This window comes from Sphingopyxis indica, assembly GCF_032879645.1.
GTDB lineage: Bacteria > Pseudomonadota > Alphaproteobacteria > Sphingomonadales > Sphingomonadaceae > Sphingopyxis > Sphingopyxis indica.
The window spans coordinates 853,925-872,120 of sequence record NZ_CP076394.1; the positions used below are offsets into that span (position 1 = coordinate 853,925).

Sequence of the window (18,196 nt, forward strand, 5' to 3'; positions counted from 1 at the left end):
AGCGGTGCAACGCCCTTTTTGTCTTGCGCCGGTTCAATTCGACCAGTCGTGTCGCCGGGGGCGGCGCAAACGGCAGGAAAGGGGGACGCCCATCCGGTTGACCCGATATAAAGAAATCTTTATATGATGGGTCATGACCGAGCTGCTCGACATTTTTCGCGCCCTTGCCGACCCGACGCGGCTGCGAATCGTCGCGCTGCTGCGCGCGATGGAGCTCGCGATCGGCGAGCTGGCGGTCGTGCTCGACCAGAGCCAGCCGCGCGTCTCGCGCCATGTGCGCATCCTCGTCGATGCGGGCGTCGTCGAACGGCGGCGCGAGGGCAGCTGGGTGTTCCTGCGCATCGCGCGCGAGGGGCCGGTCGGCGACATCATCGCCCGCGCCGAAAACTGGCCCTTTTCGGCGCGCGAGGCGCGGGTGATCGCGCACGACGCGCGGCGGCTCGCGGCGGTGCGCACCGAACGCGAGGCCGCGGCGGAGCGCTATTTCGCCGAACATGCCGCCGAATGGGACGCGATCCGATCGCGCCACGTCGCCGAAAGCGAGGTCGAGGCGGCGATGCTGGCGATGGTGGCGGGGCGGCGGCTCGGCCATCTGCTCGACATCGGCACCGGCACCGGCCGCATGGCGGAAATTTTCGCGCCGACCGCGCGCCGCATCACCGCGCTCGACCGCAGCCCCGACATGCTGCGCATCGCGCGCGCCAAGCTCGCCGGCCAGACGGTCCCGATCGACCTCGTTCAGGGCGATTTCCTGAACCTGCCGATGGACGATGCGAGCATCGACAGCATCGTCATCCATCAGGCGCTGCATTTCGCGCACGAGCCCGACCGCGCGATCGCCGAGGCGGCGCGCGTGCTGCGCGGCGGCGGGCATCTGCTCATCGTCGATTTCGCGCCGCACGAGGATGAGGAGTTGCGCACGCTCGCGGCGCACGCCCGCCTCGGCTTTTCGGACGCGCAGATCCGCGGCTGGTTCGCCTCGGCGGGACTGCTGCTCGAATCCGCGCAGACGCTCGAAGGCGGAACGCTCGCCGTCAAGCTCTGGCTCGGCCGCCGGCGCAGCGACGAAGATCAACCGCCGGTCGCCCGCGACGGCGACGGCTCACGCAAAAGGCTTGCGGCATGACATCGAATCTGAACTCCATCGCCGAGGCGCGCCGCGCCGCCGCTTCGCCGCTCTTCGCCGATCTCGATGGCGATATCGGCGTCAGCTTCGAATTTTTCCCGCCCAAGACCGAGAAGATGGAGGCGCAGCTGTGGGACACGTTCCACGCGCTCGAACCGCTCGCCCCGCGTTTCGTGTCGGTCACCTATGGCGCCGGCGGTTCGACGCGCGAGCGCACCCATGCCACCGTCGCGCGGATCGCGAAGGAAAGCCGCGTGCCGGCCGCGGCGCATCTGACCTGCGTCGAGGCGTCGCGCGACGAGATCGACGCGGTCGCGCGCGACTATTGGGACGCCGGGGTGCGCCATATCGTCGCGCTGCGCGGCGACGTGCCGGGCGGCGCACCGTATCGCGCACACCCCGACGGCTATGCCAATGCCGCCGAACTGGTCGCCGGATTGAAGGCGATCGCGCCCTTCGACATTTCGGTCGCCGCCTATCCCGAGGTTCATCCCGACGCGGCGAACGCGACCGCCGATCTCGACAATCTGAAGCGCAAGCTCGACGCCGGCGCGACGCGCGCGATCACGCAATTCTTCTTCTCGCCCGACGCCTTCCTGCGCTTTCGCGATGCGGCGGCGGCGGCGGGGATCGACGCTCCGATCATCCCCGGCATATTGCCCGTGTCGAACGTGTCGCAGACCCGGCGCATGGCCGATATGTGCGGCACCGCGATCCCGGCGTGGATGGTCGCGCTCTTCGAAGGGCTCGACGATCATCCCGCGGCGCGCCAGCTCGTCGCCGCGACGATCGCCGCCGAGCTCAGCCGCCGCCTTTACGCGGGCGGGGTGCGCGATTTCCATTTCTACACGCTCAACCGCGCCGAACTCAGCTATGCCATTTGTCATCTGCTGGGGCTTCGGCCGGTCGCTTCGGCAAAGGATCAGGCAGCATGACCTCCCCTTCGACCTCCAGCGCCCGCGAAGCGCTGACCGTGGCGGCCAAGGAGCGCATCCTGCTCACCGACGGCGGCTGGGGGACGCAGATCCAGCTCAGGAAGCTGGGCGAGGCCGATTATGCGGGTTCGCTCGGCCTGCCGCACGACCAGAAAGGCAATAACGACATCCTCGCGCTGACGCGGCAGGACATCGTGACCGCGATCGGCGAAGCCTATCTGGCGGCGGGGTCGGACATCGTCTCGACCAACACCTTCAGCGCCAACCGCATCAGCCAGGCCGACTATGGCGCCGAAGCGCTCGTCGCCGACATCAACCACGAAAGCGCGCGCCTCGGCCGCGCCGCCGCCGACAAATTCGCCGCGCTCGATGGACGCCGCCGCTTCGTCGCGGGCGCGGTCGGGCCGACGAACAAGACGCTGTCACTGTCGCCCGACGTCAACAACCCCGGCTATCGCGAGATCGACTTCGACGAATTGAAGGACGTCTATCGCGAACAGGTGGTCGCGCTCGCCGAGGGCGGCGCCGACTTCATCCTGATCGAAACGATCTTCGACACGCTCAACGCCAAGGCGGGGATCGCCGCGACGCTCGAGGCCGAGGCAAAGGTCGGGCGCGAGCTGCCGCTGATGATTTCGATGACCCTGACCGACCTGTCGGGGCGCAACCTGTCGGGCCACACGGTCGAGGCCTTCTGGTATGCGGTGCGCCACGCCAGGCCGCTGACCGTCGGGCTCAACTGCTCGTTCGGCGCGGCGCAGCTGCGCCCGCACGTCCGCGTCCTCTCCGACCTCGCCGACACGCTGGTCATGGTCTATCCGAATGCGGGCCTGCCCAACGAACTCGGCGAATATGACGAGCTGCCCGACACGACCGCGGGCCTCGTGCGCGAATGGGCCGAACAGGGCCAGGTCAATATCCTCGGCGGCTGCTGCGGATCGACGCCCGCGCATATCGCGGCGATGGCGAAGGCGATCGAGGGGCTGGCGCCGCGGCGCGTGCCGCAGGTGCCGGTGCGCACGCGGCTGGCGGGGCTCGAACCCTTCACGATGGCGGCGGCCTGACCGATGCCCGATCCTCTGCCATGGCGGGTCCGCGAGGCGGGCCCGGATGACGCGTCCGCGCTCGCGCTGGTCGGCGCCGCGACCTTTCTCGAAACCTTCGCGGGCATTCTCGACGGCGACGCGATCGTTGCGCACTGTGCCGCGCAGCACCGCGCGGACGCCTATCGCGCGCTGCTTGCTTCGGGCGCGCAGGCGTGGATCGCCGAAGCGCAGCCGGGCGGCGCGCCGGTCGGCTTCGCGCTGATCGCCAGGCCCGATCTGGCGGCGGCCGAGGAGGGCGATATCGAGCTCAAGCGCATCTATTCGCTGTCGCGCTTTCACGGCAGCGGCCTTGGCGCCGCGCTGATGGAGCGCGCCATTGCGGGAGCAAAGGGGCATCGCCGCCTGCTCCTCGGCGTCTATGCGCGCAACGAGCGGGCGCTCGCCTTCTATCGCAAGCAGGGCTTTGCCGACATCGCGACCCGCCGGTTCGACGTCGGCGGCAAGCTCTACGACGACCGCGTCCTCGCGCGGCCGCTCGCCAATTGATGTCTTTGCTGGATTTTCGATGACCGCCACCCTCTCTTCCTCGACCTTCGTCAACATCGGCGAGCGCACCAACGTCACCGGCTCGGCGGCGTTCAAGCGGCTGATCCTCGCCGACGATTTCACGGCCGCGGTCGAGGTCGCGCGCCAGCAGGTCGAAAATGGCGCGCAGGTCATCGACGTGAACATGGACGAAGGACTGCTCGACGCGGAGCGGGCGATGACGACCTTCCTCAAGCTGATCGCCGCCGAACCCGACATCGCGCGCGTGCCGGTGATGATCGATTCGTCGAAGTGGGAGGTGATCGAGGCGGGCTTGAAATGCGTCCCCGGCAAGCCGATCGTCAATTCGATCAGCATGAAGGAAGGCGAGGAGCCGTTCCTCGACCATGCGCGTAAGTGTATGGCCTATGGCGCCGCGGTCGTCGTGATGGCGTTCGACGAGGCCGGGCAGGCCGACACGAAAGAGCGCAAGATCGAGATTTGCGAGCGCGCCTATCGGCTGCTCATGGGCATCGGCTTCCCGCCCGAGGACATCATCTTCGATCCCAATATCTTCGCGGTCGCGACGGGGATCGAGGAGCATGACAATTATGCGGTCGACTTCATCGAAGCGGTGAAGGAAATTCGGCAGCGCTGCCCGCACGTCCATTTTTCGGGCGGCCTCTCCAACCTGTCGTTCAGCTTTCGCGGCAACGAGACGGTGCGCCGCGCGATGCACAGCGTCTTCCTCTATCATGCGATCCCCGCCGGGCTCGACATGGCGATCGTCAACGCGGGCCAGCTAGACGTCTATGACACGATCGACCCCGAGTTGCGCACCGCGTGCGAGGACGTCATCCTCAACCGCAAGGTTGCGGACGAGGCCGAGACGCCGACCGAGCGGCTGATCGCACTCGCCGAGCGCTACAAGGGCAAGGACGCGGCGCAGGAAAAGGCCGCCGAGGAATGGCGCGGCTGGGAGGTCGCCAAGCGGCTCGAACATGCGCTGGTCAAGGGCATCGACGCCTATATCGTGTCGGATACCGAGGAAATGCGCCTCGCGATGGACCGCCCGATCGAGGTGATCGAAGGGCCGCTGATGGACGGGATGAACGTCGTCGGCGATCTGTTCGGGTCGGGCAAGATGTTCCTGCCGCAGGTGGTCAAATCGGCGCGCGTGATGAAAAAGGCGGTCGCGCATCTGCTGCCCTTTATCGAGGCGGCGAAGGAGCCGGGCGCGAAGGGCAAGGGCAAGGTCGTGATGGCGACCGTCAAAGGCGACGTCCACGACATCGGCAAGAATATCGTCGGCGTCGTGCTTCAGTGCAACGGCTTCGAGATCGTCGACCTCGGCGTGATGGTGCCCTGGTCCAGGATCCTCGAGGCGGCGAACGAGAATGACGCCGACATGATCGGCCTCAGCGGCCTGATCACGCCGTCGCTCGACGAGATGGTGACGGTTGCCGAGGAAATGCAGCGCGCGGGCATGACGATGCCGCTGCTGATCGGCGGCGCGACGACGTCGAAGGTCCACACCGCGTTGCGCATCGACCCCGCCTATCAGGGACCGGTGCTCCATGTGCTCGACGCGAGCCGCGCGGTCGGCGTCGCGACCTCGCTGGTCAGCACGACGGGGCGCGACGCCTTCGTCGGCGGCTACAAGGCCGACTATGCGCATATCCGCGACGTGCGCGCGAACAAGGGGCAGAGCGCGCTCGTGCCGATCGCCGACGCGCGCGCGAACGGCTTCGTGCTCGACGAGCATATCCGCCCCGGCCCGCCCGAAAAGCCCGGCGTGCATGTCTTCGACGACTGGGATCTGGCCGAGCTCGTCGAATGGTTCGACTGGACGCCCTTCTTTCGCGCGTGGGAGCTTGCGGGCACCTATCCCGCGATCCTCGACGACGAAGTGGTGGGGGAGAGCGCGCGCAGCCTCTATGCCGACGCCCGCGCGATGCTCGAGCGGATCGTCGGCGAAGGCTGGCTCAAGGCGCGCGGGGTCGCGGCGCTCTGGCCGTGCCGGCGCGAAGGCGACGATGTGATCATCCATCTGGAGGAGGAGGAACGCCACGTCCGCATCCCCTTCCTGCGCCAGCAGATTTCCAAGCGCGAAGGGCGGGCGAATATGTGCCTCGCCGATTTCGTCAGCCGCGACGGCGACTGGATCGGCGGCTTTTCGGTCGCGATCCACGGCATCGAACCGCATCTCGCGCGCTTCAAGGCGGCGCACGACGACTATAGCGACATCCTTTTGAAAGCGCTCGCCGACCGCTTCGCCGAGGCCTTTGCCGAGCGGCTCCACGCGCTCGTCCGCACCGATCTGTGGGGCTATGCGCCAGCTGAGCAGCTGACTGCCGAGGCGATCATCAAAGAGGAATATCGCGGCATCCGCCCGGCGCCGGGCTATCCTGCATGCCCCGACCACAGCCTGAAACCGATCCTGTTCGATCTGCTCGACGCGGGGCGGACCTCGGGCGCGACCCTGACCGAAAGTTTCGCGATGCTGCCGACCGCGGCGGTTTCGGGCTTTTACTTCGGCCATCCCGACGCGAGCTATTTCGGCGTCGCGCGGGTGGGCGAGGATCAGCTCGCCGACTATGCGGAAAGGCGCGGGGTCGACATCGAGACCGCGAGGCGCTGGCTACGGCCGAACCTCGACTAGAAATGATCGCCCTTTAATTAAAGCATGTGTGTCCCTGTGAAGGCGGAGACCCATCTCCGGCGGGTTCAGAATAGAATGATCGGGAGAAGGGCTCTCGCGTTGGCGCTACGCGCCGCCTTCGGCTCCGCGGGAGCACACGGCTTATTCAGCCGAAGGGATCATGCTCTCAGGCTTCGCGCCCCACGGCGGCGCCGAGCCGCTTCAGCAGCGGCGTCGCCATCGGGATCGACAGCATCGTGCTCGCCACCGCCATCAGCAGCAGCGCAGTGAACGCCTCGTTGGTGATGATCGCCTTGTCGAGCAGGATGTTGACGAAGATGATCATGATCAGCGCCTTGGTCTGCAAGAGCCAGCCGATCAGCCTTGCCTCGCCCCGCTGCCAGCCGAGGATGCGCCCGGCGAGTCCCACCCCGGCGAGCTTGCCTGCGACCGACGCGACGAGCAGCACGCCGGCGACCGCGAACACCGCGGCGCCGCCAACGTCCCACTGCGTCCTCAGCCCCGTCGACAGGAAAAAGACCGGCATCACCGTCATCAGCACGATGTTGCGAAACCGGTCCATCGGCTCGTGCCCGAACCATTTGGCGTCGAGCACCGCGCCCGACAGAAAGGCGCCGACCATGAAGTGCAGCCCCGACCAGTCCCCCGCGAAACCGCAGGCGATCAGCCAGACCAGCCCCACCGCCCAGCGATCGGGCGCATCGAGCCGGGCCATCAGGCGCCGGATCAGCCACGCCGCGACCGCAAAGCCCAGCAGGAACATTGCCTGCCGCCCGATCCGCTCCCAATCGACGAGGATCAGCGCGAGCACGCCCCAGATCGCAATATCGTCGAGGCTCGCATAGCGCAGGATGCGCTGTCCGATCGGCTCGCGCAGGATGGCGAGCTTTTCCATGAACAAGACGAGGATGGGCAGCGCGGTCACCGCGCACGCCATGCCGATTCCCGCCACAACCTGCCAATGCGCGCCCGCCGCCCCGATCCATCCGGGGGTGCGCAGGATGAACAGTGCGGCAACGGCGCCGAACAGCAGCGGCGTGCCGAGCGCCAGGCCCGCGGTAATGCCGGTTTAGCGGCGATGCTTCCACGCCTGGCCGATGTCGAGCTCGATCCCCGCGACCCAGACGAACATCATCACCGCCCACCAGGCGATGCCGTTGAGCGACGCGATGACTTCGGGCCGGAAGACGAAGGCATAATAGTCCGGAAAGACCGCGCCGAGCACGCCCGGGCCGAGCAAAATGCCGCCGATGATCTGCACCACGACGAGCGGCGCCCAATAGTCGGTGCGGAACACGCGCCACACGAACCACGGCACCGCAAAGATGATCAGCAGCGCGATCAGGAAAACTTCGGTATGCGTCACGCCCCACTCCCCCAAGCGATCGTTACCGGTTGCTAGTCGGAGCGTGTGTCCGCAGCAATGGCGAATAGGATTTCATCTTTGGCCGCCCGATTGTTCCGCGCTGGCACAGCGATCGGGCCGGCCCGCTTCGTTCGAGACTCGCGCGATCGGGGCGGCTATCCAGCGGGGATGGTCCAGTCGATTGTCCGCCGCCAGATGCTGCCGCTGTTCGCCCTGCCGCTGCTGTTCGCATCGGTGCCCGTGCCCGCGCAGCCTGGCCCCGCCCCCTATGTCGTCGCCGAAAGCGGGCGCGGCTATGCGCGATTACAGGAGGCTGTCGATGCGGTCGGCGGCGGGCAGGGGACGATCCGCATCGCGTCGGGCTATCACCGCGACTGCGCGGTGCAGACCATGGGACGCATCGCCTTCGTCGCCGCCGAGCCGGGCCGTGCGATCTTCGACGGCGTGACGTGCGAGGGCAAGGCGGCGCTGGTGCTGCGCGGCGACGGCGCGCGCGTCGACGGCCTCGTCTTTCAGAATATGCGCGTTCCCGACGGCAATGGCGCCGGCATCCGGCTCGAACGCAGCAATCTCGACATCGTCAACAGCCTGTTCCGCAACAGCGAAGAGGGGATATTGACCGCGAACGACCCCCAGGCGACGCTGACGATCGACCGCTCGACCTTCTCGCGCCTCGGCCGCTGCGATCGCGGGCTGAGCTGTGCGCACAGCGTCTATACCGGCGATTATGGCCGGGTGGTGGTGACCAACACGCGCTTCGAAAAGGGCAGCGGCGGCCATTATCTGAAGGTCCGCGCGGGCCGCGTCGATGTCGAGGGCAACAGCTTCGACGACAGCCAGGGCAGCGCGACCAACTATATGATCGACTTGCCGTCGGGCGCCACCGGGCGGATCGCGAACAATCTGTTCGTCCAGGGGCGCGACAAGGAAAATTATTCGGCGATCATCGCGGTCGCGGCGGAGGAGCGCAAGCATCCCTCGCGCGGCCTCGTCATCGAGGGCAATCGCGCGCGCCTGCCCGAAGACATGGGGCGCAAATCGGCCTTCGTCGCCGACTGGAGCGGCGAGCCGCTCGCGATCGGGGCGAATGATCTGGGGCCGGGGCTGACGCGTTTCGAGCGGCGCTGACGCGCTGGTTCATATCCGTTCGCATGGTCGAAGCCCGTGTGTCCCCGCGAAGGCGGGGACCCATCTCCGACCGGTTTAAAATGGCGCCGGCAGGAGATGGGCTCCCGCCTTCGCGGGAGCACACCACCCCTTTTTCAATCGGCGGTGGCGGAGCTGGATCAGGCCTCGCCGCGCGTTTCGATCAGCGAGGCGGCGAGCGCTTCGGACGGCGACTTGCCGCCCCACAGCACGAACTGGAACACCGGATAAAAGCGCTCGCACTCGTCGATCGCGCTCTCGACCAGCGTTTCGGCAAGGTCGAGCGACAGCGCCGCGTCGCCGCCGACCAGCATCCCGTGGCGGAACAGGATCGTGCCGCTGTTCGACCACAGCTCGAAATGGCCGAGCCAGAGTTGCTCGTTGATCAGCGCGAGTGCCTCGTGCGCGACGGCCCGCTTGTCCTCGACGACGCGGATGTCGGGAAAGGCGAGCATCTGGATCACGCCGTCCTCGGCGCGCCAAACCGCGCGCAGCTCATAGGTCGTCCAGCTGCCCTGCGCGGTGGCGACGATCTCGTCCTCGCCGATCATCTCGTGCGGCCAGTCGTGCGCCGCGAAATAGGACGCCAGCATCTCCATCGGTGCGGCTTCCTGATTGTCGTCGTCGTAAATATCGTCGCTCATAGGGGGCGCTTTAGCGGCTATGGAGCCGAGTGGCGAGTCCGCGCGCGAAATCGCTGCACCGGCAAATCTTACCGTCATCCCAGCGAAAGCTGGGATCTCTATTGTCTTGCCGGACGATGGCGGCCCCAGCTTTCGCTGGGGCAACGCGTCATTTCGCCTTGGGTTTGCGCGCGGCCGGCTTTGCCGCCGATGCGCGGGCGGCGGGCTTCGCCGCGCCTTCGAGCTTGTCGAGCCGCGCCTTCAGCGCATCGGCTTCGGCGCGCGCCTTGGCGGCCATTTCCTTCACCGCCTCGAATTCCTCGCGGCTGACGAAGTCCATGCGGCCGATGAATTCCTTCGCGCGCTCGCGCATCGCCGCTTCGGCCTCGCGGCTGGCGCCGGCGACGGTTCCGGCGATGCCGTTCACCATCTTGGCGAAGTCGTCGAAAATCCGGTTCTCGCTCTGCATGTCTCTAATCCTTCGTAGGGGGACGGGTCCCCTTGCCGTCACCCTATCTGGGTGCTCGCCGCCGCGGGAACAAGGGTTTCGGCATCGGGATTGCGCTGGTCGATCTGGAAATTGAGGATCGTCGCAAAGCTCAGCCACGCCATATAGGGGACGAGCAGCCACGCCGCCGCCTTGCGGATCGGCGCAAAGGCAAAGGCCGTCGCGACCGTCACCATCAGGATGAAGATGATGAGGTAGAGCGCGCTCGTCACCTGATGCTGGCCAAAGAACAGCGGCGACCAGGCGAAGCTGGCGATCAGCTGAACGAAGAAGAGCAGCAGCGCAAAACCGCGCCCCTTCGCGCCGCGCGCGTGGAGGATCATCGCGAGCGACAGCCCAAGACAGGCATAGAGGGCGGTCCAGACCACGCCGAACACCCAGCCCGGCGGCACGATCGCGGGACGGTCGAGCGCCGCGAACCAGCGATTGTCATAGCCGCTGTTCGACAAGAGCCCCATCAGGCTGCCGATCAGCACGATCGCGGGCACGGTGACGAGCGCCCAGCGCCAATAGGACATGCGAAGCTGGCCCGGCGTCGCTAATTCGGTCATGCTCGGCTTGGCCCCCATTGCGATTCTGACAGGCGCAGATGTTGCGGCTGGCACGCGGGTCGTCAAGCGAACAGCTGCGGTTTTGTTTCACTCGGGGACATAAATTGTCTCACACAAAGGCGCAAAGGCACGAAGACGCCGGCAATCTCTCGCAAACCCGCTCGTTCGGGCGCGCGCAGCGCCTTTTCGATGGTCGCCGGTAGCGACAACGGGCTGACCTCTTCGTGTCCTTGTGTGAGAAACGGGAATCCTGCCGTTCAGTCTTCGCGCACCGCCGCGACCAGAAATTCGACATTTCCCTCGGGGCCGGTGATCGGGCTTTCGACCAGATCGACGACGCGCCAGCCTTCGCTTTCGAGCCAGTCGCGCACCGCGTCGCACACGCGCACATGCACCGCGGCGTCGCGCACGACGCCCTTTTTGCCGACCTCGTGCCGCGCGACCTCGAACTGCGGCTTGATCAGCGCGACGAGCCGCGCGCCGGCTTTCGCAAAGGACAGCGGCACCGGCAGCACCTTCGACAGCGCGATGAAGCTCGCGTCGCAGACGATCAGGTCGGCGGGTTCGGGAATATGCTGGGCGGTCAGGATGCGCGCGCTCGTCTGTTCGTGGACGATCACGCGCTCGTCCTGGCGCAGCTTCCACGCGAGCTGGTTGGTTCCCGAATCGACCGCATAGACGCGCGCGGCGCCGCGGCTCAGCAGCACGTCGGTAAAGCCGCCGGTCGACGATCCGACGTCGATCGCCACCGCGCCCGCAACATCCCAGCCGAGATGTTTCAGGGCATGGTCGAGCTTGATCCCGCCGCGCGACACCCACGGATGGTCGCGGCCCTTGACGCTGATGTCGGCATCGGCGGGAAGCTGCTGCCCCGCCTTGTCGATCTTGCGGTCGCCGGCGAAGGCGAGCCCCGCGAGGATCAGCGCCTGCGCGCGCGTCCGGCTCTCGGCGAGCCCGCGGTCGACGAGCAGCTGGTCGGCGCGCTGCTTCGCCATCATTCATCCTCCGTCATTGCGAGGAGCGGAGCGACGAAGCAATCCAGAGTCGCGCAAACCGCCCTGGATTGCTTCGCTGCGCTCGCAATGACGAACGAACGGATCATTCTGCTTTCGCCCGCCCGGTCAGCAGCGTCGGGGTCAGGATCTGCGGCAGGATTTCGGGATCGGCCGTACCCGGCGCATACCAGAGGTAGAGCGGCACGCTATTGCGCCCGTGCGCGGCGAGCGTGCGCGTGATCGCGGGATCGCCGTTCGTCCAGTCGCCGACCAGCGTGACGACCCCTGCCTTGTCAAACGCCGCCTGCACCGCATCGCGCTCGATCGCGCCAGCCTCGTTCGCCTTGCACGACAGGCACCAGTCGGCGGTGAAATAGACGAAGACCGGCTTTCCGCTCGCGCGCGCCCTGGCGAGCGCGGCATCGGAGAAGGCCGAACCCGCGGCTGCGTGACCCCGCTGCGCGGGTGTCAGCTCGGCGGCAGCCCCGGCGACGCTGCCGAGCAGGAGCAGGCCCGGCGCCGCGAGCAGCCAGCGGCGACCGTCGCCGTGCTGGACCGAACCCATGTGCCACAGCAGTATGACGATCATCGCCACCGCGATTGCCGGATAGATCAGGGCGGCACCGCCTCCCGCCTGCCGCCACAGCAGCCACGCCAGCGCCGCCGCGGTCAGCCCCATCGGCACCGCCATCCACTTGCGGAACGTCGCCATCCACGGTCCCGGCCGGGGCAGGCGACCTCGCAGCGCGGGGACGAAGCCGATCGCGAGGAAGGGAAGAGCAAGACCGAGGCCGAGGCCGCCGAAAACCGGCAGCGCCGCCCAGACGGGCAGCACCAGCGTCGCGCCGAGTGCCGCACCGAGCAACGGGCCGCTGCACGGCGTCGCGACGAAGGCGGCGAGCGCGCCGGTCCAGAAGCCGCCCGCTGTGCCCTCCCTGGCGGCCAGCGCCTGCCCGCCGCCGAAGGAAGGCAGCTCATAGACGCCCGCGAGATTGAGCGTGATCGCGACCGCGAGCAGCAGCAGGACCAGCACGCTCAGCGGATGCTGGAGCTGGAACGCCCAGCCCACCTGTTCGCCTGCCGCACGCAGGCCGAGCAGCACGGCCCCCAGCAGCAGCGCGGTCAGCACTGCGCCCGCGGCATAGGCGAGCGCCTCGACCTTTGCCGCGCGCGCCGCGCCGCCCGAGCGCGCGAGGCTCAGCGCCTTCAGGCTCAGGATCGGAAAGACGCACGGCATCAGGTTGAGGATCAGCCCGCCGAGGATCGCGCCGCCGAGCGCGGTGCCGAAGAGCGCAAGGTCGAAGCCGTCCGTCGCTCCGGCGACCGGTTGGCCGGCCCGCGGCACCGCGCCCGGGTCGAAGCGAATCGACAGGCCGCGCCCGTCGGCGAGCTTGAGCAGCGCATCGACCTCGCCCGCCGCATCGCCATTGGTGCGCGTTTCGATAATCAGGTCGCTGCCGTTGCGGCTGAAACTCTGCGGCGCCGCATAGTCGGCGAGGCGCGGCGTTTCGACGAACAGGTGCGGGTCGGAGAGCGCGGTGCTCGCGGGCAGCGGCACCGCGAAGCGCAGCGCGTCGCCCGTGCGCTCCCAGCGCCCGGCGCGGTCGAGCGGCTGCGGCAGTTTCGCGCGCCACGCATCGAAGCGCGCGCGCGACGCTTCGGTCACGGCACCGTCGCCCGCGCGCAATGCGACCGAGATCACCGCGCGTTCGGGCACGCACACCTTGTCGGTGCAGGCGAGCCAGTCGGCGACGCCCGAGAGGGTGAGGTCGGTGCCCGGCGCGACGTCCGAGCCGACATGAACGTCGGCGAGCAGCGCATAGGGATGCTCATAGACATGGTTCATCATGCCGAAGAGGATCAGCGGTTCGGGAACCGGATAACGAAACGGGCTTATCGTCACGCCCTCGGGCGCGTTCCATTTGACGCGCAGTCCGAAACCCGCGTCGCCGCCGTTGGACCAATAGCCGTGCCAGCCCTTCTCGGGCGTCATCGCCAGAGCGATCGCCGTCTCCCCGCCGGGCGCGGGCGCGGGGGATTCGGCAACGAGCTTCGGGGCGATATGCGTCGGCTGCGCGCGCGCAGGCGCCAAAGCGAGCGCCGCCAGCACGAATAAGCCGAGCGCGGCGCGCCACGCCGCTGTCATCATAGCGTCCCCGATCTGTCCCATGCCCGCCGCGCGTCTGCCTTTCGTTCGAGACTTGCCATATAGGCGGCTTTCGTCGAGAGGACAGCCCGCGCCAACCCCGGACGACGGAGAAAGCCTCGTGAAGCTCAAAAACTGCACCGCCCTGATCGCCGCCACGCTCTGCCTTGCCGGCCCCGCGGCGGGTCTTGCCCAGGATTCGGCGCCGGCAGTGCAAAAGGTTACCGCGGCAACCCCCGCGCCAAAACTTCTCGTCGTCGTTGCGGTCGATCAATTCTCCGCCGACCTCTTCGCCGAATATCGCAGCCACTTCACCGGCGGTCTCGCGCGGCTCGCCTCGGGCGTCGTCTTTCCGGCGGGCTATCAGGCGCACGGCGCGACCGAAACCTGCCCCGGCCACTCGACGATCCTGACCGGAAACCATCCCGCGCACACGGGAATCATTGCCAATAATTATTACGACCTGTCGGCCGCGCGCGCCGACAAGAAGCTCTATTGCGCCGAGGACGAGACGGCGCCGGGCAGCAGCTCGAAGGAGTATGTCGCCTCGATCGACCATCTGCTCGTCCCGACGCTCGGCGATCTGATGAAGGCGCGCGATCCCAAGGCGCAGGTCGTATCGGTTGCGGGCAAGGACCGCGCGGCGATCATGATGGGCGGGCGCCGGGCCGACGAGCTGATGTGGCTGACGCCCAAGGGGCTGACGAGCTTCAAAGGCGTGACGCTGTCGCCGACCGCGCAGCAGGCGAGCGCTGCGATCGCCGCGGCCATCGCCGAACCGCGCCCCGGCCTGACGCTGCCCGCCGATTGCGCATCGCACGACATCGCGATTCCGCTCGACACGGGCGGCACCGTCGGCACCGGCCGCTTCGCGCGCGACGGCGGCGATTTCCGCCGCTTCAAGGCGTCGCCCGAAGCCGACGGCGCGGTGCTCGCGACCGCGGCGGCGCTGCGGCAGGTGCGCAAGATGGGCGAAGGCAGCGGCACCGACCTCCTGATCGTCGGCCTGTCGGCGACCGACTATGTCGGCCACGGCTTCGGCACCGAGGGCAGCGAAATGTGCCTGCAAATGATGAGCCTCGACCGCGAACTCGGCGATTTCTTCGCGCAGCTCGACGCGACCGGGATCGACTATGAGGTCGCGCTGACCGCCGACCATGGCGGCCACGACATGCCCGAACGCAACCGCCAGAACGCCTGGCCCGGCGCCCAGCGCGTCGACCCCGCGCTGGACGCCGACGCGATGGGCAAGGCGGTCGCCGAGGAGCTGGGCCTGCCGCAGCCACTCCTCTATGGCGACGGCCCCTTCGGCGACATGTATCTCGCGAAGTCGTTGACCCCCGAGCAGCGCCGGGCGGCGCTCGCCGCGCTCGTCGCACGCTATCGCGCGCATCCGCAGGTCGAAGCGGTCGTCACCGGCGAGGAACTCGCGCAATGGCCCATCTCGAAACGCGCACCGGACGTCTGGTCGCTGATGGACAAGCTGCGCGCCTCCTATAATCCCGGGCGCTCGGGCGACTTCATCGTCGTGCTGAAACCGCGGGTGACGCCGATTCCCGAATCGGGGGTCGGCTATGTCGCGACGCACGGGTCGGTCTGGGATTACGACCGGCGCGTGCCGATCCTCTTCTGGCGCAAGGGGCTCATCGGTTTCGAACAGCCGAATGCCGTGATGACGGTCGACATATTGCCGACCCTCGCGGCGCAGATCGGCCTGCCGGTCGACCGGACGAAGATCGACGGCCGCTGCCTCGACCTGCTTTCCGGGCCGGACGACAGCTGCCGCTGACAGGAAGAGAAAAGAACAGGGTGATGACGAATAAAGTGGGGAGTTTCGCCGGCCGGATGCTGCTGGTCGGATGCGGCAATATGGCGGGCGCGATGCTCGACCGCTGGCTCGGCGCGGGGCTCGACCCGGCGCGGGTCGCGATCGTCGATCCCGCGGCCTCGCCGCGCGCTGGGGTTGCGCAATACGCCTCGCTCGCCGAATGGCAGGCCGCCGGCGGCACCGCCGACTGGATCATGCTCGGCATGAAGCCGCAGCAGCTCGGCGAGGTGGCGGAGGAACTGGCGCCGATGGTAACCGGCGAGGTGACGCTGCTTTCGATCCTCGCGGGGGTTTCGCTCGCCGATCTCGCCGCGCGGTTCCCCGATGCGAGGGCACAGGTGCGCATCCTTCCCAATCTCGCGGCGCGGATCGGCGCGGGCGTTTCGGCAGTGGCGAGCCTCGGCGCGCCCGATCGCGCGATGATCGCGGCGTTGCTCGACGCACTCGGCGAGGTCGTCGCGCTGGACGACGATATGACGATGGACCTGGTCACCGCCTTCACCGGCAGCGGCCCCGCCTTCGTCTTCCGCCTGATCGAATCCTATGCCGCGGCGGGCGAACGCCTCGGCCTGTCGTCAGAGGAGGCGCTCAAGCTCGCCAATGCGACCTTCGGCGGCGCGACTGCGCTTCTGTCCGAAAGCGGCGAAAAGCCGGGCACGCTGATCGCGCAGGTCGCGAGCAAGGGCGGCACGACGCAGGCCGGACTCGACGTCCTCGACGAGGACGGTCAGCTCGTCGCGCTGATGACCAATGTGCTGCGCGCCGCGCGCGACCGCGGCCGCGAACTCGCCGATCTGGCGAGGGGTGAGGGGTGAGGGGTGAGGGGTAGAGTCTGTCCTGTTGAGGTGGATTCAAAGCCCCCGTTCGTCCTGAGGAGCCATTGAGCCCAGTCGAAATGGCGTCTCGAAGGACCATGCGCTGCGTCTGGTCCTTCGAGACGGGGCTTCGACAAGCTCAGCCCCTCCTCAGGACGAACGGGCTTCAATCCGGCTGATCAGGACAGACTCTAACCCCCCTCGCGTCCCAGTCGCGCGACCCGCCCGCGGTCCCCCGGCGGCAGCAGCGCTTCGTTGACCTGCCAGAATCCGGTCACCGCCGCTTGCCCGGCGTGCGTATAGGCGCGGCTCATCGCGTCGCGCAGCAGGGTGAAGATCGCGCCTTCGATCTGGCGGCCGGCGCTGGTCAGGCGCAATTCCTTCTGCCGCCGGTCGCGATTGCCCGGCCGGGTCGTCAGGAGGTCGCGCGCTTCGAGTTCCTTGACGACGCGCCCGAGCGACTGTTTGGTGATCCCGAGCAGGGCGAGCAGGTCCGAAATCGTCAGCCCCGGTGCGCGCGCGATGAAATAGAGCGCCCGGTAATGCGCGCGTCCGAGGCTATTTTCCGCGAGCCGCGCGTCGATCGTGCGCCACAGCGCGGCGTGGCCGAAGAACAGATATTCGATGCCGCGGCGGACCTCTGCCTCGCGCAAGAAAAGGGCAGATGCGGCGGGGACTTGTGAAAGAAAATTTTCTTCGGCCATGGCGACTACCGTTGCGCCGCGCGCCCGGCTTTGGCAAGAGGCGCGCACCGGCCAATCCCGGCCGGCACCCCCAACAGCAAGGTTTCGTCCATGTCCGCTCCCGCTTTCGCCCGTCTGCCGCACCCGAATCCGACGGCCGACGAAGTCCGCGCGGCGGCGACTGCGGACCCAGCGTTCGGGCGCGTCTTCACCGACCATATGGTCTCGATCCGCTATAGCGAAGGCAGGGGCTGGCACGATGCGCAGGTGATGCCGCGCGGGCCGCTGTCGCTCGATCCCGCGACCGCGGTGCTGCACTATGCGCAGGAAATCTTCGAAGGATTGAAGGCCTATCGCCTCGACGACGGGTCGATGGCGCTGTTCCGGGTCGAGGCCAATGCCGCGCGCTTCAACGCCAGCGCGCGCCGCATGGCGATGGCCGAACTGCCCGAGGAGCTGTTCGTCGCCGCGGTGAAGGAAATCGTCGCCGCCGACGCCGGCTGGTTCCCGCAGGTTCAGGGCGGCGCGCTCTATCTGCGCCCCTTCATGTATGCGAGCGAGGTGTTCCTCGGGGTGAAGCCCGCGGCCGAATATCATTTCCTCGTCATCGCCTCGCCGGTCGGCAATTATTTCAAGTCGGGTGCCCCCGCGGTGTCGCTCTGGGTGTCGGAGGATTATACGCGCGCCGCGCCGGGCGGCACCGGCGCCGCCAAATGCGGCGGCAACTATGCCGCGAGCCTGATCGCGCAGCAGGAAGCGATCGCCAAGGGGCACGACCAGGTCGTCTTCCTCGACGCCGCCGAGCATCGCTGGATCGAGGAACTGGGCGGGATGAACATGTTTTTCGTTTTCGAGGACGGCAGCATCGTCACCCCGCCGCTGACCGGCACGATCCTGCCCGGCATCACCCGCGACGCGATCATCACGCTGGCGAAGGACGCGGGGCTGGCGGTGCGCGAGGAACGCTATGCGATCGACCAGTGGCAGGCCGATGCGGAAAGCGGGCGCCTGACCGAAAGTTTCGCCTGCGGCACCGCTGCGGTCGTGACGCCCGTGGGCAAGGTGACGCGCGGCGACACCAGCTTCACCATCGGCGCTGGCGGGCCGGGGCAGGTGACGGCGATGCTCAAGAACAGGCTCGTCGACATCCAGCGCGGCCGCGCCGCCGATCCGCACGGCTGGGTCACGCGCCTTTAACCGGATCGCGGCGCAAGCTGCGCCTTGCCAATCCGGGGCGGCGC

General features: G+C 67.8%; 15 protein-coding genes and 1 pseudogene. 9 read left to right on the forward strand and 7 right to left on the reverse strand.

Annotation, left to right across the window (positions count from 1 at the left end):
- Positions 1-133 precede the first annotated feature (133 nt).
- Genes KNJ79_RS04005 through metH form a run of 5 tightly spaced genes read left to right on the forward strand, consistent with a single transcriptional unit; the run spans position 134 to position 6,294 of the window.
- Positions 134-1,126 (forward strand): ArsR/SmtB family transcription factor, encoded by a 993-nt coding sequence (locus KNJ79_RS04005; protein WP_089215179.1) that lies wholly within the window; start codon positions 134-136, stop codon positions 1,124-1,126.
- The gene (gene metF, locus KNJ79_RS04010) at positions 1,123-2,061 is read left to right on the forward strand and encodes a methylenetetrahydrofolate reductase (RefSeq protein ID WP_089215178.1); all 939 of its coding nucleotides are present in this window, start codon (positions 1,123-1,125) and stop codon (positions 2,059-2,061) included. The genes KNJ79_RS04005 and metF overlap by 4 nt, the downstream gene beginning before the upstream one ends.
- Positions 2,058-3,125: a homocysteine S-methyltransferase family protein gene (locus tag KNJ79_RS04015; RefSeq protein WP_317152877.1), complete on the forward strand. Its 1,068-nt coding sequence runs from the start codon at positions 2,058-2,060 to the stop codon at positions 3,123-3,125. The genes metF and KNJ79_RS04015 overlap by 4 nt, the downstream gene beginning before the upstream one ends.
- Before the next feature lie 3 nt (positions 3,126-3,128).
- On the forward strand, positions 3,129-3,653 hold the full coding sequence (locus KNJ79_RS04020; protein WP_089215176.1) for a GNAT family N-acetyltransferase: 525 nt from the start codon (positions 3,129-3,131) through the stop codon (positions 3,651-3,653).
- Between the two features lie 19 nt (positions 3,654-3,672).
- Positions 3,673-6,294 (forward strand): methionine synthase, encoded by a 2,622-nt coding sequence (metH, locus tag KNJ79_RS04025; RefSeq protein WP_317152878.1) that lies wholly within the window; start codon positions 3,673-3,675, stop codon positions 6,292-6,294.
- 166 nt (positions 6,295-6,460) lie between these two features.
- On the opposite strand, the pseudogene KNJ79_RS04030 reads toward metH, so the two are convergent.
- Positions 6,461-7,660, reverse strand: a pseudogene (locus KNJ79_RS04030) (cation:proton antiporter).
- Positions 7,661-7,828: 168 nt separating this feature from the next.
- Between KNJ79_RS04030 and KNJ79_RS04035 the strand changes: the two are divergent.
- A complete protein-coding gene (locus KNJ79_RS04035) occupies positions 7,829-8,788 on the forward strand; it encodes a right-handed parallel beta-helix repeat-containing protein (RefSeq protein ID WP_317152879.1) in 960 nt (319 codons plus the stop codon).
- A gap of 158 nt (positions 8,789-8,946) precedes the next feature.
- Here KNJ79_RS04035 and KNJ79_RS04040 read toward each other — a convergent pair whose 3' ends face one another.
- The 5 genes from KNJ79_RS04040 to KNJ79_RS04060 all read right to left on the reverse strand — a co-directional run bounded on the left by KNJ79_RS04040 (position 8,947) and on the right by KNJ79_RS04060 (position 13,653).
- Positions 8,947-9,450, reverse strand: coding sequence for a type III secretion system chaperone family protein (locus KNJ79_RS04040; RefSeq protein ID WP_317152880.1), 504 nt, complete (start codon positions 9,448-9,450; stop codon positions 8,947-8,949).
- Between the two features lie 148 nt (positions 9,451-9,598).
- The gene (locus KNJ79_RS04045) at positions 9,599-9,898 is read right to left on the reverse strand and encodes an accessory factor UbiK family protein (RefSeq protein ID WP_317152881.1); all 300 of its coding nucleotides are present in this window, start codon (positions 9,896-9,898) and stop codon (positions 9,599-9,601) included.
- Between the two features lie 38 nt (positions 9,899-9,936).
- Entirely contained in the window at positions 9,937-10,488 is a 552-nt protein-coding gene (locus KNJ79_RS04050; protein ID WP_317152882.1) for a TspO/MBR family protein, read from the reverse strand.
- A 257-nt stretch (positions 10,489-10,745) separates the two neighbouring features.
- A complete protein-coding gene (locus KNJ79_RS04055) occupies positions 10,746-11,483 on the reverse strand; it encodes a TlyA family RNA methyltransferase (protein WP_317153857.1) in 738 nt (245 codons plus the stop codon).
- A 103-nt stretch (positions 11,484-11,586) separates the two neighbouring features.
- The gene (locus tag KNJ79_RS04060; RefSeq protein ID WP_317152883.1) at positions 11,587-13,653 is read right to left on the reverse strand and encodes a protein-disulfide reductase DsbD family protein; all 2,067 of its coding nucleotides are present in this window, start codon (positions 13,651-13,653) and stop codon (positions 11,587-11,589) included.
- A 97-nt stretch (positions 13,654-13,750) separates the two neighbouring features.
- Here KNJ79_RS04060 and KNJ79_RS04065 point away from each other — a divergent pair, with 97 nt between their 5' ends.
- Positions 13,751-15,418 carry an alkaline phosphatase family protein gene (locus tag KNJ79_RS04065; RefSeq protein WP_317152884.1) on the forward strand — a complete coding sequence of 556 codons (1,668 nt, stop codon included), beginning with the start codon at positions 13,751-13,753 and terminating at the stop codon, positions 15,416-15,418.
- Between the two features lie 23 nt (positions 15,419-15,441).
- Positions 15,442-16,272 carry a pyrroline-5-carboxylate reductase gene (gene proC / locus KNJ79_RS04070; protein ID WP_317152885.1) on the forward strand — a complete coding sequence of 277 codons (831 nt, stop codon included), beginning with the start codon at positions 15,442-15,444 and terminating at the stop codon, positions 16,270-16,272.
- Positions 16,273-16,463: 191 nt separating this feature from the next.
- Here the strand turns inward: proC and KNJ79_RS04075 are convergent, their stop codons facing one another.
- Positions 16,464-16,976, reverse strand: coding sequence for a MarR family winged helix-turn-helix transcriptional regulator (locus KNJ79_RS04075; RefSeq protein ID WP_317152886.1), 513 nt, complete (start codon positions 16,974-16,976; stop codon positions 16,464-16,466).
- 90 nt (positions 16,977-17,066) lie between these two features.
- On the opposite strand from KNJ79_RS04075, the gene KNJ79_RS04080 reads away from it, so the two are divergent.
- Complete coding sequence (locus KNJ79_RS04080; RefSeq protein WP_317152887.1) at positions 17,067-18,152, forward strand: branched-chain amino acid aminotransferase; 1,086 nt, start codon at positions 17,067-17,069, stop codon at positions 18,150-18,152.
- Positions 18,153-18,196: the final 44 nt, after the last annotated feature.